The following is a 15,404-nucleotide window of genomic DNA, read 5'->3' as shown; positions in this document are numbered from 1 at the left end:
ATTAACGCTGCCAGCGTCTGAGCAGGCGGCTTCGCATCCCGGTATCAAAGCGCCAGATATGATCGAAAATGCGCATGATGCCGGGTTTGCCATGGGCTGACATCGCAACCGCATGAAAACGGTGTTGATGCACCCGCTGTAACTCCCCAACTTTACTCACTACTTCATCAGGCAATCGCTGAGCGATAAAATCCGAAATCACGACCGCGTCAGCATCAAACCACTCCCGTCCCTGCATCCTTTCAATAATGGCGCGAAAACAGCTGGCAATATCCGTACCGCCGCGAAAACGCTGGCTTAAGAAACGGATCGCCTGCTCAATGCCCTGTGGACCAGACAGTTCGTAGCGCACAACTTCAGTCGAAAATAACATGATGTAGCAGCGGCGGTTATCGGCAAGGGCCACGCGCATTAGCGCCAGACAAAAGGCTTTCGCGCACTGCTCATTAAATCCTCCCATTGAACCCGACGTATCCACGCAGACAATAAATGGTCCGCGAGGCTGCTCGTCAAAATCCTGATGCACGACCGGGCGCTCGGTGACTTTTTCACGCCAGGCTTCGCCATGCAGGCGGTATGTCAGCAGCTGTTTTTCCACTAGCCGCCGATAGAACTCATATTCCAGTTCGGTGATGCCAAGGGTCGCCAGCTCCGGAGGGAGTAAACGCAGAATATCGTCGCTTTGTTGGATGCCATCAACCTGCTCCGGGACGGTGGCGGGTTCGCGTACCAGCGTGCGAAAGGTTTCCATTGGCGCATCTTTCCGCGGAACCGATTTGGCTTCCCGGGAGCGTCCCAACTGTTCGGCTAAGCGTTGGAGTTCGGGCTGCTGCGTCAGGAAATCACCGTACTTCACGATCAACTGGTAATCGCCGCGCTTGATTTGACCTGCGCTCATGTCCCATAAACGGCCTGCGGCGGTGTCGTTTTCCGCCAGCACCGGATCCAGCTGTCCGCTCAGCGTCATACGTTCCTGAACTTCACTGAGCAACTGTTCGCGTTCTTCTTCCAGCAACTGGTGATTCAGCGTGGTGGTTTGAATCACCAGGCTTAAACGCCAGCGTTGTAAAAACAGCGTGTGCAGCGCGGGAGTGAATGTACTGTTGCCATCAACCAATTGTTGGGCTTGCCCGGCATAGGGGGAATGTAACCGGTGCAGTAGCGTTAATATTTGCGGTAACTGGACGATAAACTGCGGGGTGGAAAGGAGCTGACTTTGCTGGTAGCACATCACTTCTTCCGTCAGTTCCGGCGGTACGCGGGTATCTTTCAGACGGTTGCGTAATGCCTCGCGCCAGCGGGGAAGATCGTTGGCTATCGCCTTCTTTAGCCGGGGGAATTTTTCAAAAAAAACCGCCAGCTGTGGGGAGGCCAGCAGCGCGAGGATCATCTCTTCGATCATCCCCTCTTCGCTTACCGCCAACATGATATTCAGCGTATCAAGCGTCAGCATTGCTGTGCCTGGCGGATCTGCTCGCCAACGTCTTGCAGGCTGGCTTCAATCCGGCCTAACCAGTCGCTATGGATAAACAGACATTTTTGCTGTTCGCTAAACCCGCGGTGCTGCTGGTGCCACTCGGTATCGAGCGCCTCAAGCTGCTCTTTTATCTCGCTGGGCATATTCTCTTTCGATGAACCCGGAAGTGCCAGGCGGGAGCCTTGTAAGCTGACGTCGCGCACGACCAGGTGCTGGTCGCTGTCGACTTCCATATTCAGCATCTGGGCAAAGCCTATGCCGTTTAGCTTGCCGCGGATCTCACTGCCTTTGGTCAGCCACTGCTCCAGCGCGCTACGCTCAAACGCAATATGAATAACGTCCATATCATGCAGTTTTAAAGGCTTTTGTAGCAGCAACGTCACTACCGCCGTATTAACGTCTGCAGGTAAATCATAATGTGGACGACGGCTGAACATCCCACCCTGGCGAATAACGGTAAAGGCGGTTTTATCGCTCTGTTGCTGCTGTAACTGGAGGCGGCGCTGCACAATCGCGCCGAGGCGCGTTAGCATTGATTGCTGCTGCCAGGCGTGTCCGGTCATCAATATTTCAATCTGCTGCTGCATCAGTTTCAGGCTTTGTGCGTCGTACCACAGGCAATCTTTCAACAGGATAAGATCGATAGGCGCAACCGCATCACGTCCGCTAAAGAAGGCGCTGGCCTGCAACAGGCGGATCGCTTTTTTCCAGCGACGGTCAGAGACGTAAGGAGCGTTCGGTAGTGCATCCAACTGCTGGCGCAGCGTATAGACCAACTCAAAGACGCGATCGGGAAGCGTGATGGTGCCGATATCTTTTTGCCACTGGTAATACTCTTCATCGGTCACCTGTAACGTTGCCGGAACAGGGTTGTCGCTTTCATCCTGCTGGCTTAACAACATGGAGCGGAAGTTGGCCTTGTCCTGCACCTTGTCCAGCCACAGGCGAATTAGCATACGGTCGTACAGTGCTTCCAGGCTGCTGTCTGCTTCAGGCAGTTCGTTGGAGGCCGCCACCAGCAGACGCATCGGGATTTTTTCCTCAAACGCGCCGTTGCGGAAGTGGCGTTCGTTAATGGCGGTCAGCAGGGTGTTGAGGATGGCCGGGCCCGCCTTCCAGATTTCATCCAGAAAAACGATTTCAGCTTCGGGAAGATAACCCGCCGTTAAGCGCTCATAGCGCCCTTCATCTTTCAGGGCCTGAATAGATAGCGGGCCGAAGACTTCTTCTGGCGTGGAGAAGCGCGTCATCAAATATTCGAAAGCGCGCGCATTTTTAAACGCAAACTTCAGCCGACGTGCAATTAAGCTTTTTGCGATCCCTGGCGGGCCGAGTAAGAACACACTCTCACCGCTAAGCGCCGCCAGCAGGCACAGACGAATGGCGTGGCTACGTTCATAGAGTCCCTTTTCCAGCGCATTGCTCAGACGGGAAATTCTTTCCGCTAATAAATGTGGGTGAGCCATAATGAAGTGGCGTCCTTTCGCCAAATGTACTGCGTAAACTGCGAGTATAGATGCTTCACACCAGTGCAGTAATAGACTGAAGGTGCGCTTATTTTTCTTTGAGCCAGATTAATCTGGTCTCATTTAGGGGTACGATTTTGCGATTAATCGTGCATACTGTGCGCCTTTTTGTGGGCCAAGGGACTACGCACACATTTCTTATATATACACCAAATCAATCAAGCTGCACGAAGACGGTAAATGAGTTATCTCCTGGGATGGGCGGAATAACGAGTGAAGCCAATGGAAGCGGCCTGAAGAATGACGTGTATAAACGAAAGACGAGTCTATGAGCACTGATAATAAGCAATCATTGTCTGCGATTACCCTTGCAGCGATTGGGGTTGTCTACGGTGATATTGGTACCAGCCCACTTTATACACTCCGTGAATGTTTGTCTGGGCAGTTCGGTTTTGGCGTTGAACGTGATGCCGTGTTTGGTTTTCTCTCGCTGATTTTCTGGCTGCTGATCTTTGTTGTCTCCATCAAGTACCTGACGTTTGTCATGCGTGCGGATAACGCCGGAGAAGGCGGGATCCTGACGCTAATGTCACTGGCCGGGCGTAATACGTCGGCGCGAACGACCTCAATGCTGGTCATTATGGGGTTGATAGGCGGCAGCTTCTTCTATGGTGAGGTGGTGATTACGCCGGCTATTTCGGTGATGTCGGCGATCGAAGGTCTGGAGATCGTGGCACCGCAACTGGATACCTGGATTGTTCCGCTCTCTATTATTGTCCTGACACTGCTGTTTATGATTCAAAAGCACGGTACTGGTACCGTGGGTAAGCTTTTTGCACCTATTATGCTGGTTTGGTTCCTGGTGTTGGCGGTGTTGGGCGTACGTAGCATTATTGCTAACCCGGAAGTGCTGCAGGCGTTAAATCCAATGTGGGCGGTGCATTTCTTCCTCGAATATAAAACGCTGTCGTTTATTGCGCTGGGCGCGGTGGTGCTGTCGATCACCGGCGTTGAAGCGCTGTACGCGGATATGGGCCACTTTGGTAAGTTCCCCATTCGCCTGGCGTGGTTCTCTGTAGTGTTACCTTCGCTGGTGCTGAACTATTTTGGCCAGGGTGCATTGCTGTTAAAACATCCGGAAGCGATCAAAAACCCGTTCTTCCTGCTGGCACCGGACTGGGCGTTGATTCCCCTGCTGATCCTTGCCGCGCTGGCCACGGTTATTGCCTCGCAGGCGGTGATCTCTGGCGTATTCTCATTGACGCGGCAGGCGGTACGTCTGGGATATCTGTCGCCGATGCGTATCATCCACACTTCAGAGATGGAGTCAGGGCAAATCTATATTCCGTTCGTCAACTGGATGCTGTACATCGCCGTGGTGATTGTGATCGTCAGCTTTGAGCACTCCAGTAACCTGGCTGCCGCGTACGGTATTGCGGTAACGGGGACGATGGTGCTGACGTCTATTCTGTCGACAACCGTGGCGCGCAAAAACTGGCACTGGAATAAATACTTTGTGTTCCTGATTCTGGTGGCCTTCCTGTGCATTGATATCCCGCTGTTCTCCGCGAACCTTGATAAGCTGATTTCTGGTGGTTGGCTGCCGCTGACTCTGGGTCTGGTGATGTTCACCATCATGACCACCTGGAAAAGCGAGCGCTTCCGTCTGCTGCGTCGTATGCATGAACACGGTAATTCTCTGGAGGCGATGATTGCTTCTCTGGAGAAATCGCCGCCGGTACGCGTGCCTGGCACAGCGGTGTATATGTCCCGTGCCATGAATGTCATCCCGTTTGCGCTTATGCATAACCTCAAACATAACAAGGTGCTGCATGAACGCGTGATCCTGCTGACGCTGCGTACAGAAGATGCACCGTATGTTCATAATGTGCGTAGGGTGCAAATTGAGCAGCTGTCGCCGACCTTCTGGCGCGTGGTGGCCAGCTACGGCTGGCGCGAAACACCAAACGTAGAGGAAGTGTTCCATCGCTGCGGGCTGGAAGGCCTAAGCTGTCGGATGATGGAAACCTCGTTCTTCATGTCGCACGAGTCGCTGATTGTCGGCAAACGTCCGTGGTATTTACGCCTGCGCGGCAAATTGTATCTGCTGTTGCAGCGCAATGCGCTACGTGCACCGGACCAGTTTGAGATCCCACCTAACCGGGTGATTGAGCTCGGGACGCAGGTCGAGATTTAACGTTACCGACGCCCTCTTTCTTCATGAAAGGGGGCGTTTTGTTTTCCCCCTCACATTTTCCTTTCTTCTGATGATACGGCTTGCGAAACGTTTCGATGACGATCACATTTTCGTAACGTCATGGTGGTTTTATGTGCATTCTTCAGACTAAACTTATCACCAGCGAAACGTTTCGCTAGTGGGGAAAGAAAATGAAGAAAGGCACGGTACTCAACTCTGAAATTTCATCGGTGATCTCCCGTCTGGGGCATACCGATACGCTGGTGGTGTGTGATGCGGGTTTACCCATCCCAAATAGTACTACGCGTATCGATATGGCATTAACCCAGGGCGTACCTTCTTTTATGCAGGTACTGGACGTGGTCACGCGTGAAATGCAGGTCGAGTCGGCCATTCTCGCGACGGAAATCAAACAACATAATCCGCAACTCCACGAAACGTTGCTCAGCCACATTGAGCAACTGCAACAACACCAGGGAAATACCATAGAAATTCGTTACACCACGCATGAACAATTCAAAAAACAAACCGCAGACAGTCAGGCGGTAATTCGCAGCGGAGAATGTTCTCCGTATGCGAATATCATTCTTTGTGCTGGCGTCACGTTCTGAGGCCATCATGAACGCACTACTGCAACTCAAAGGGATCGATAAAGCGTTCCCGGGCGTTAAAGCGCTATCCGGCGCCGCGTTGAATGTTTACTCCGGCCGCGTTATGGCGCTGGTGGGCGAAAACGGCGCGGGCAAATCCACCATGATGAAAGTCCTGACTGGTATCTACACTCGTGATGCCGGTTCGTTATTGTGGCTGGGGAAAGAAACCACCTTTAACGGTCCTAAATCCTCTCAGGAAGCAGGGATCGGCATCATTCACCAGGAACTGAACCTGATCCCGCAACTCACCATCGCCGAGAACATTTTCCTCGGCCGTGAGTTTGTGAATCGCTTTGGCAAAATCGACTGGAAGAAGATGTATGCCGAAGCAGACCAGTTGCTGGCTAAACTTAATCTGCGTTTTAAAAGCGACAAGTTGGTCGGTGAGCTATCGATTGGCGATCAGCAGATGGTTGAAATCGCCAAAGTGCTGAGCTTTGAATCCCGGGTCATCATTATGGATGAACCGACGGATGCGTTGACGGATACCGAAACCGAATCCCTGTTCCGCGTGATCCGTGAACTGAAATCTCAGGGACGCGGCATTGTCTATATTTCTCACCGCATGAAAGAGATTTTCGAAATTTGTGATGATGTGACGGTGTTCCGCGATGGGCAGTTTATTGCCGAACGTGAAGTGGCCTCACTGACCGAAGATTCACTCATTGAAATGATGGTGGGACGTAAGCTGGAAGATCAGTACCCGCGGCTGGATAAAGCACCTGGTGATGTGCGCCTGAAGGTCGATAACTTGTGCGGCCCTGGAGTGCATGATGTGTCATTCACGCTGCGTAAAGGTGAGATCCTTGGCGTGTCGGGTCTGATGGGTGCTGGACGTACCGAATTGATGAAAGTGCTGTACGGCGCGCTGCCGCGCACCAGTGGTTACGTCACGCTTGACGGGCATGAAGTGGTTACGCGTTCTGAACAGGATGGGCTGGCCAACGGCATCGTCTATATTTCTGAAGACCGCAAACGCGACGGCTTAGTGCTGGGCATGTCGGTGAAAGAGAACATGTCGTTGACCGCATTGCGTTACTTCAGCCGTGCGGGCGGCAGTCTGAAACACAAAGATGAGCAGCAGGCGGTGGGCGATTTTATCCGTCTGTTCAATGTGAAAACGCCCTCGATGGAACAGGCAATCGGCCTGCTCTCCGGTGGCAATCAGCAAAAAGTGGCGATTGCGCGTGGTTTGATGACCCGGCCCAAAGTGCTGATCCTCGATGAACCCACGCGCGGCGTGGACGTTGGGGCTAAAAAAGAGATTTACCAGCTAATCAACCAGTTTAAGGCTGATGGGCTGAGCATCATTCTGGTCTCTTCGGAGATGCCAGAAGTATTGGGCATGAGCGATCGCATTATCGTCATGCATGAAGGGCATCTCGGCGGTGAATTCACTCGCGAGCAGGCCACTCAGGAAGTATTAATGGCTGCCGCTGTGGGCAAGCTTAATCGCGTGAATCAGGAGTAAAAAAGATGACTACCCAGGCTGTTTCTGGTCGCCGTTATTTCACTAAAGCATGGCTTCTGGAGCAAAAGTCGCTCATCGCTCTGTTAGTGCTGATCGCGATTGTTTCCACCATGAGCCCCAACTTTTTTACCGTTAATAACCTGTTCAACATTCTCCAGCAAACGTCGGTTAACGCCATCATGGCCGTTGGTATGACGCTGGTTATTCTGACGTCGGGTATCGATCTGTCTGTGGGTTCGCTACTGGCGCTTACCGGTGCCGTTGCTGCTTCGATTGTGGGTCTTGAAGTCAACGCGTTGGTGGCCGTTGCCGCTGCGCTGGCGTTAGGTGCGGCGGTTGGTGCCGTGACTGGCGTTATTGTGGCAAAAGGCCGCGTCCAGGCGTTTATCGCCACGCTGGTGATGATGCTGCTGCTGCGCGGCGTCACCATGGTGTACACCAACGGCAGTCCGGTAAACACCGGCTTTACCGACAATGCCGATCTGTTTGGCTGGTTTGGTATTGGTCGTCCGTTAGGCGTCCCTACGCCAGTATGGATCATGGGGATTGTCTTCCTGGCCGCGTGGTACATGCTGCACCATACCCGTCTGGGTCGATATATTTATGCGCTGGGCGGTAACGAAGCGGCAACGCGTCTGTCCGGTATCAGCGTCAATAAGATCAAAATTATCGTTTATTCACTCTGTGGGCTGCTGGCATCGCTGGCAGGCATCATCGAAGTGGCGCGCCTCTCCTCAGCGCAACCGACGGCGGGTACCGGCTATGAGCTGGATGCTATCGCGGCGGTGGTATTAGGCGGCACCAGCCTGGCTGGCGGTAAAGGACGTATTGTTGGTACGCTGATCGGCGCACTGATTCTCGGTTTCCTCAATAATGGTTTGAATTTGTTAGGTGTTTCCTCCTATTACCAGATGATCGTTAAAGCAGTGGTCATTTTGCTGGCGGTACTGGTAGACAACAAAAAGCAGTAACAACGACTACAGGACATCTTAAATATGAACATGAAAAAACTGGCTACCCTGGTTTCTGCTGTTGCGCTGAGTGCCACCGTGAGCGCGAATGCGATGGCAAAAGATACCATTGCGCTGGTGGTCTCTACCCTTAACAACCCGTTCTTTGTCTCTCTGAAGGATGGGGCGCAAAAAGAAGCCGATAAGCTAGGTTATAACCTGGTGATTCTGGACTCGCAGAACAACCCGGCGAAAGAGTTGGCGAACGTTCAGGACTTAACCGTGCGTGGAACCAAAATTCTGCTGATTAACCCAACCGACTCCGATGCCGTGGGTAATGCCGTGAAGATGGCTAACCAGGCGAAAATTCCGGTGATCACCCTGGACCGTCAGGCAACCAAAGGGGACGTTGTCAGCCATATTGCGTCTGATAACGTGCTGGGCGGTAAAATTGCCGGTGACTACATCGCGAAGAAAGCAGGCGAAGGTGCGAAAGTTATCGAACTGCAGGGTATTGCCGGAACATCGGCGGCGCGTGAGCGTGGCGAAGGTTTCCAGCAGGCCGTTGCGGCACACAAATTTAACGTGCTGGCTAGCCAGCCGGCAGATTTCGACCGTACTAAAGGTCTGAACGTTATGCAGAACCTGCTGACCGCGCATCCTGATGTGCAGGCCGTATTTGCTCAGAACGATGAAATGGCACTGGGCGCGCTGCGTGCTCTGCAAACGGCGGGTAAATCTGATGTGATGGTGGTTGGATTTGACGGCACGCCTGATGGCGAAAAAGCGGTAAATGATGGCAAACTGGCTGCGACCATCGCTCAGTTACCGGATCAGATTGGTGCGAAAGGCGTTGATATTGCGGATAAGGTACTGAAGGGCGAGAAGGTTCAGGCTAAATATCCGGTTGACCTGAAGCTGGTCATCAAGCAGTAATAGCGATTCAGGCCGCTCGCGACCTGATGGCGACATAAATACGCCATCCTCAGAGCGTTGAAGATGAAAGCGTAAAAAGAAAAGCAGGGCACGCGCCACCCTAACCCGGTGGCGCACTTTGACTTGGAATTCCGAACATGAAAACCGCAGGCAACCTCGTTGTACTTGGCAGCATTAATGCCGATCACATCCTTAACCTTAACTCTTTTCCGACACCTGGCGAAACCGTAACCGGTAGCCACTATCAGGTCGCATTTGGCGGAAAAGGCGCGAACCAGGCGGTTGCTGCGGGTCGTAGTGGTGCGAATATCGCCTTCATTGCCTGTACAGGAGATGACGATATTGGTGAGCGTGTACGTAAACAATTAGCCAGCGATAACATCGATATTGCGCCTGTTAGCGTGATTTCTGGCGAAGCGACCGGCGTGGCGCTGATTTTTGTTAACGCAGAAGGCGAGAATGTTATCGCAATTCATGCCGGGGCGAATGCCGCACTTTCTCCTGCGTTAGTGGAAGCTCAACATGACCGTATTGCGCAGGCCTCGGCCTTACTGATGCAGTTAGAGTCGCCCATTGAAAGCGTACTGGCTGCGGCAAAAATTGCGCGTCGACATAATACGACGGTCGCGCTTAATCCGGCTCCGGCTCGTGAACTCCCTGACGAACTGCTGTCGCTGGTAGATATCATTACCCCGAATGAAACGGAAGCTGAAAAGCTGACCGGGATCCGGGTAGAAAACGATGAAGATGCCGCTAAAGCAGCGCTGGCGCTGCACGCAAAGGGAATTCACACCGTACTGATTACCTTAGGAAGTCGTGGTGTGTGGGCTAGCGTAAACGGTGAAGGTCATCGTGTTCCTGGTTTTAAAGTGGACGCCGTTGATACCATCGCTGCCGGTGATACCTTTAACGGTGCGTTAATTACCGCGTTACTGGAAGAGACACCGTTGCCTGAGGCGATTCGCTTTGCGCATGCGGCCGCGGCGATTGCGGTAACGCGTAAAGGTGCACAACCTTCCGTTCCGTGGCGCGAAGAAATTGAGGCGTTTTTAGGTCAGCAGAGGTAACGCTTGGCTACAATGAAGGACGTTGCCCGCCTGGCGGGTGTTTCCACGTCGACGGTTTCTCACGTCATTAATAAAGATCGCTTTGTCAGCGAGGCTATCACCGGCAAAGTTGACGCTGCGATTAAAGAGCTTAACTACGCGCCTTCCGCGCTGGCGCGTAGCCTCAAGTTGAATCAGACTCGCACCATTGGCATGTTAATCACAGCCAGTACCAATCCCTTCTATTCAGAACTGGTACGCGGCGTTGAGCGCAGCTGTTTTGAGCGCGGCTACAGTCTGGTTTTGTGCAACACCGAAGGCGATGAACAGCGCATGAATCGTAATCTGGAGACACTGATGCAAAAGCGGGTGGACGGCTTACTGCTGCTCTGCACCGAAACCCATCAGCCTTCCATGGAGATCATGCAGCGCTACCCTTCTATTCCCACCGTGATGATGGACTGGTCACCCTTTGAAGGGGAAAGTGACCTGATTCAGGACAATTCCCTACTGGGTGGCGATCTGGCAACTCAGCATCTCATTGATAAGGGTTTTACGCGCATAGCTTGTATTACCGGTCCACTGGATAAAACGCCGGCACGTTTGCGGCTGGAGGGATACCGGGAAGCGATGAAGCGTGCAGGGCTGGATATTCCTCAGGGCTATGAGATCACCGGTGATTTTGAGTTCGGCGGTGGGTTTGAAGCCATGCAAACGCTGTTGTCACATAACCAGCGACCACAGGCTGTTTTTGCGGGCAATGATGCAATGGCTGTGGGGGCGTATCAGGCTCTGTATCAGTCAGGATTGCGCATTCCGCAGGATATGGCGGTCGTGGGCTATGATGATATCGAACTGGCGCGCTACATGACGCCACCGCTCACCACAATTCATCAACCGAAAGATGAACTGGGTGAGCTGGCCATCGACGTATTAATCCACCGCATGGCGCAGCCCGCTTTACAGCAACAGCGCCTGCAGCTTACTCCTGTTCTGATGGTGCGGGGGTCGGTTTAGACTTATGCCGATCATTGATCAGGTTGCGGCCATCTTTGGCTTTTAGCAGCATGAACATCAGCGCTGATATCACCGTAATCGCGCCCATCGTAATAAAGGTATAGTGGAACTGTTCTACCGTATTGGTTCCTTCCATGCCTTCATAGACACGCAGTACGGCGGCGCTAATCGCCACCCCTAAGCTGATCGACAGCTGCTGCGTGACGGCTAACACGCTGTTGCCGCTACTGGCATTATCATCGGTTAGATCCGCAAGGGTAATGGTATTCATTGAAGTAAACTGGGTGGACATTCCCATACCTAAAATGAACAGCGGCAGGATCAGCATCCAGACTGGCATCGCGGGAGATTGCAAAGAGAACTGCGCAATCATCAGGCCGATAAATACCGTGACGCCGACCAGCGTGGTGCGGTAGCCAAGACGACGCAGAACCTGCGTCACCATCGATTTCGCCAGAATAGATCCCAGCGCCGTCGGCGCCATCATGCAACCGGCTATTAGCGCCGGGTAGCCAAAGCCTACCTGCAACATCAGCGGCATTAAGAAAGGGACACACCCCGTTCCCAGACGTGTGGCAAGGTTTCCCGCGATACCGACCGAGAAGGTGCGGGTCTTAAAGATTGGCAGAGAAATTAACGGTGTGGGATGGCGGCGCGCGTGGCGGATGTAAGCGAGCAGCAGCAAAATACTGCCAAGAATAATGCTGAGAGCGACCCAACTGGCGACAAGCTTTTCACCGAACAACTCTACTCCGCTAGAGAACAGTACCAGACTCAGACCAAAGAGAAAGAAGCCAGTCATATCAAAACGGCGGCGCGGCGTCGTGAAGTTAGGCATATATTTGCGGGCGTAGAAGATGCCGGCGATGCCAATCGGAATATTAATCAAGAAGATCCAATGCCAGCTGGCCCACGTGACCAGTACTCCGCCCAGGACCGGACCTAAAATGGGTCCCACCAGTCCCGGCATAGTCACGAAGTTAAGGACCGGGAGCAGCTCACTGCGCGGGTAGGCGCGTAATAGCGCCAGGCGGGCAACCGGCATCATCATTGCGCCACCAATGCCTTGTATCACGCGGAAAATAACCAGTTGGGTTAAAGAGCCGGAGAGTGCACAGGCAAGTGAACCCAGGGTAAACAGACTCACGGCAATCATAAAGATACGTCGGGTGCCGAAGCGGTCAGCCAGCCAGCCACTTACCGGGATCAACATCGCTACCGTCAGAGTGTAGCTGATAATGGCAGACTGCATGGCGAGTGGGGAGCGGTTGAGGCTGTGCGCGATGGCGGGTAACGCAGTATTAAGGATGGTGGCGTCTAATGCCTGCATAAAAAAGGCCATGGCTGCGATCCATGGCAGTCCGGCCATACTGCGCGATTTCTTTTCAGGCATGTTATTTATCCGGGAGATCGTTAGGAGCTATCAGCAATGCCTGGCAGGCGGTGAAGGCGCGATCGCCATCGCTCTCCTCTATGGCATCGACAATAGCCTGATGCAAATCCAGCTTTACCACGTCGTTATAGGTAATAGAGGTAAAATAGGTCTGGTAGACGGAATGGAATAACGAGGCAAAGGAGATCAGAAATGGATTCGCACTCATTTCATAGATGTGCTCATGCCAGGCGATATCAACCTCAATCCAGCGCTCGCGCTTAAAGTTCCTTTTCAGCTCGACCATCTCTTCCATTAACGTAGTCAGATGTGCTTTTTGTTCTGCTGTGCCGATAGTCGCCGCCAGTAAACAGGCTTGAGGCTCCAGGCTAATGCGCATCACCAGAAAATGTTTGATGACCTGAGGGAAATTATCTTCCGTCATCCACCAGGTGAGCAGTTCCTGATCGAGAAAGTTCCAGTTTGCTTGTGGCATAACGCGAGTACCAATACGCGGGCGCGGTAATACCATACCTTTTGCCGTTAATGTCTTTACCGCTTCCCTTACCGCTGTACGGCTCACACCGAACTGGCTGCCCAGTTCTATTTCACCTGGTAGGATGGCGCCTGGCGCGTACTCACCTTTTAATATTCGCTGAGCCAGCTTTTCGGCCAGAACATAGGAAAGGTTTTTCTGTGCGGCTAGCTGTTGGGCATTTAAAGGCATGAATGTTCTTCCTTACTCTTTCTCTTATTCATTAGTATGCCATCAGGAAGTGTGATTGCGGTTGCAAAAACGGCAGATTGCTTATTTTATGGCATGTTAAAGACAGTTTTGGTGAAATAACGCGCACTCAGAAAGTTATTTTAAATTTCCTCTTGTCAGCCTGAAATAACTCCCTATAATGCGCCTCCACTGACACGGAACAACGGATTACAAGCCGCCGGGTCAGCGGGGTTCCACTGAGAACCCTGCGGAGAAAAGCGGAAAGAAATGCTTGACTCTGAATGAGGAAAACGTATTATACGGGACCTCGCAACGGTGAGCGAAAGCCGCGTTGCACTGCTCTTTAACAATTTATCAGACAATCTGTGTGGGCACTCGAAGATACGGATTCTTAACGTCGCAAGACGAAAAATGAATGCTAAGTCTCTGAGTGAACATACGTAATTCATTACGAAGTTTAATTCACGAGCATCAAACTTAAATTGAAGAGTTTGATCATGGCTCAGATTGAACGCTGGCGGCAGGCCTAACACATGCAAGTCGAACGGTAGCACAGAGGAGCTTGCTCCTTGGGTGACGAGTGGCGGACGGGTGAGTAATGTCTGGGAAACTGCCCGATGGAGGGGGATAACTACTGGAAACGGTAGCTAATACCGCATAATGTCGCAAGACCAAAGAGGGGGACCTTCGGGCCTCTTGCCATCGGATGTGCCCAGATGGGATTAGCTAGTAGGTGGGGTAACGGCTCACCTAGGCGACGATCCCTAGCTGGTCTGAGAGGATGACCAGCCACACTGGAACTGAGACACGGTCCAGACTCCTACGGGAGGCAGCAGTGGGGAATATTGCACAATGGGCGCAAGCCTGATGCAGCCATGCCGCGTGTATGAAGAAGGCCTTCGGGTTGTAAAGTACTTTCAGCGAGGAGGAAGGCATTGTGGTTAATAACCACAGTGATTGACGTTACTCGCAGAAGAAGCACCGGCTAACTCCGTGCCAGCAGCCGCGGTAATACGGAGGGTGCAAGCGTTAATCGGAATTACTGGGCGTAAAGCGCACGCAGGCGGTCTGTCAAGTCGGATGTGAAATCCCCGGGCTCAACCTGGGAACTGCATCCGAAACTGGCAGGCTAGAGTCTTGTAGAGGGGGGTAGAATTCCAGGTGTAGCGGTGAAATGCGTAGAGATCTGGAGGAATACCGGTGGCGAAGGCGGCCCCCTGGACAAAGACTGACGCTCAGGTGCGAAAGCGTGGGGAGCAAACAGGATTAGATACCCTGGTAGTCCACGCCGTAAACGATGTCGACTTGGAGGTTGTTCCCTTGAGGAGTGGCTTCCGGAGCTAACGCGTTAAGTCGACCGCCTGGGGAGTACGGCCGCAAGGTTAAAACTCAAATGAATTGACGGGGGCCCGCACAAGCGGTGGAGCATGTGGTTTAATTCGATGCAACGCGAAGAACCTTACCTACTCTTGACATCCACGGAATTTAGCAGAGATGCTTTAGTGCCTTCGGGAACCGTGAGACAGGTGCTGCATGGCTGTCGTCAGCTCGTGTTGTGAAATGTTGGGTTAAGTCCCGCAACGAGCGCAACCCTTATCCTTTGTTGCCAGCGGTTCGGCCGGGAACTCAAAGGAGACTGCCAGTGATAAACTGGAGGAAGGTGGGGATGACGTCAAGTCATCATGGCCCTTACGAGTAGGGCTACACACGTGCTACAATGGCATATACAAAGAGAAGCGACCTCGCGAGAGCAAGCGGACCTCATAAAGTATGTCGTAGTCCGGATTGGAGTCTGCAACTCGACTCCATGAAGTCGGAATCGCTAGTAATCGTAGATCAGAATGCTACGGTGAATACGTTCCCGGGCCTTGTACACACCGCCCGTCACACCATGGGAGTGGGTTGCAAAAGAAGTAGGTAGCTTAACCTTCGGGAGGGCGCTTACCACTTTGTGATTCATGACTGGGGTGAAGTCGTAACAAGGTAACCGTAGGGGAACCTGCGGTTGGATCACCTCCTTACCTTAAAGAAACGTTCTTTGTAGTGCTCACACAGATTGTCTGATGAAAAGTAAATAGCAAGGCGTCTTGCG

Annotated in this window: 11 protein-coding genes and 1 rRNA gene; 8 read left to right on the top strand and 4 right to left on the bottom strand. The window is 52.6% G+C overall.

What is annotated here, in order from left to right:
- Position 1: 1 nt before the first annotated feature.
- Entirely contained in the window at positions 2 to 1,453 is a 1,452-nt protein-coding gene (gene viaA, locus AC3ITF_RS22215; RefSeq protein ID WP_117342610.1) for an ATPase RavA stimulator ViaA, read from the bottom strand.
- Entirely contained in the window at positions 1,447 to 2,943 is a 1,497-nt protein-coding gene (ravA, locus tag AC3ITF_RS22210; protein WP_489176020.1) for an ATPase RavA, read from the bottom strand. Before ravA ends, viaA begins: the two co-directional genes overlap by 7 nt.
- Positions 2,944 to 3,271: 328 nt before the next feature.
- On the opposite strand from ravA, the gene kup reads away from it, so the two are divergent.
- The 7 genes from kup to rbsR all read left to right on the top strand — a co-directional run bounded on the left by kup (position 3,272) and on the right by rbsR (position 11,213).
- Positions 3,272 to 5,140 carry a low affinity potassium transporter Kup gene (kup, locus tag AC3ITF_RS22205; protein ID WP_115259869.1) on the top strand — a complete coding sequence of 623 codons (1,869 nt, stop codon included), beginning with the start codon at positions 3,272 to 3,274 and terminating at the stop codon, positions 5,138 to 5,140.
- A gap of 191 nt (positions 5,141 to 5,331) precedes the next feature.
- On the top strand, positions 5,332 to 5,751 hold the full coding sequence (rbsD, locus tag AC3ITF_RS22200; RefSeq protein ID WP_061075803.1) for a D-ribose pyranase: 420 nt from the start codon (positions 5,332 to 5,334) through the stop codon (positions 5,749 to 5,751).
- 7 nt (positions 5,752 to 5,758) lie between these two features.
- On the top strand, positions 5,759 to 7,264 hold the full coding sequence (gene rbsA / locus AC3ITF_RS22195) for a ribose ABC transporter ATP-binding protein RbsA (protein WP_096758969.1): 1,506 nt from the start codon (positions 5,759 to 5,761) through the stop codon (positions 7,262 to 7,264).
- Positions 7,265 to 7,269: 5 nt separating this feature from the next.
- The gene (rbsC, locus tag AC3ITF_RS22190) at positions 7,270 to 8,235 is read left to right on the top strand and encodes a ribose ABC transporter permease (RefSeq protein WP_096758968.1); all 966 of its coding nucleotides are present in this window, start codon (positions 7,270 to 7,272) and stop codon (positions 8,233 to 8,235) included.
- 24 nt (positions 8,236 to 8,259) lie between these two features.
- Complete coding sequence (rbsB, locus tag AC3ITF_RS22185; RefSeq protein WP_096758967.1) at positions 8,260 to 9,150, top strand: ribose ABC transporter substrate-binding protein RbsB; 891 nt, start codon at positions 8,260 to 8,262, stop codon at positions 9,148 to 9,150.
- 137 nt (positions 9,151 to 9,287) lie between these two features.
- On the top strand, positions 9,288 to 10,217 hold the full coding sequence (gene rbsK / locus AC3ITF_RS22180; RefSeq protein WP_115259866.1) for a ribokinase: 930 nt from the start codon (positions 9,288 to 9,290) through the stop codon (positions 10,215 to 10,217).
- A gap of 3 nt (positions 10,218 to 10,220) precedes the next feature.
- Positions 10,221 to 11,213 (top strand): ribose operon transcriptional repressor RbsR, encoded by a 993-nt coding sequence (gene rbsR / locus AC3ITF_RS22175; protein WP_096758965.1) that lies wholly within the window; start codon positions 10,221 to 10,223, stop codon positions 11,211 to 11,213.
- Here rbsR and mdtD read toward each other — a convergent pair.
- Entirely contained in the window at positions 11,179 to 12,606 is a 1,428-nt protein-coding gene (mdtD, locus tag AC3ITF_RS22170; protein ID WP_096758964.1) for a multidrug transporter subunit MdtD, read from the bottom strand. The two genes, rbsR and mdtD, sit on opposite strands and share 35 nt — an antisense overlap.
- A gap of 1 nt (position 12,607) precedes the next feature.
- A complete protein-coding gene (locus AC3ITF_RS22165) occupies positions 12,608 to 13,312 on the bottom strand; it encodes a FadR/GntR family transcriptional regulator (protein WP_096758963.1) in 705 nt (234 codons plus the stop codon).
- 479 nt (positions 13,313 to 13,791) lie between these two features.
- Here AC3ITF_RS22165 and AC3ITF_RS22160 point away from each other — a divergent pair.
- Positions 13,792 to 15,333: ribosomal RNA gene (locus AC3ITF_RS22160) — 16S ribosomal RNA — on the top strand.
- Positions 15,334 to 15,404: the final 71 nt, after the last annotated feature.

Source organism: Citrobacter sp. KH_055_1 (assembly GCF_057838705.1).
This window is presented reverse-complemented; position numbering and strand designations above follow the sequence as displayed.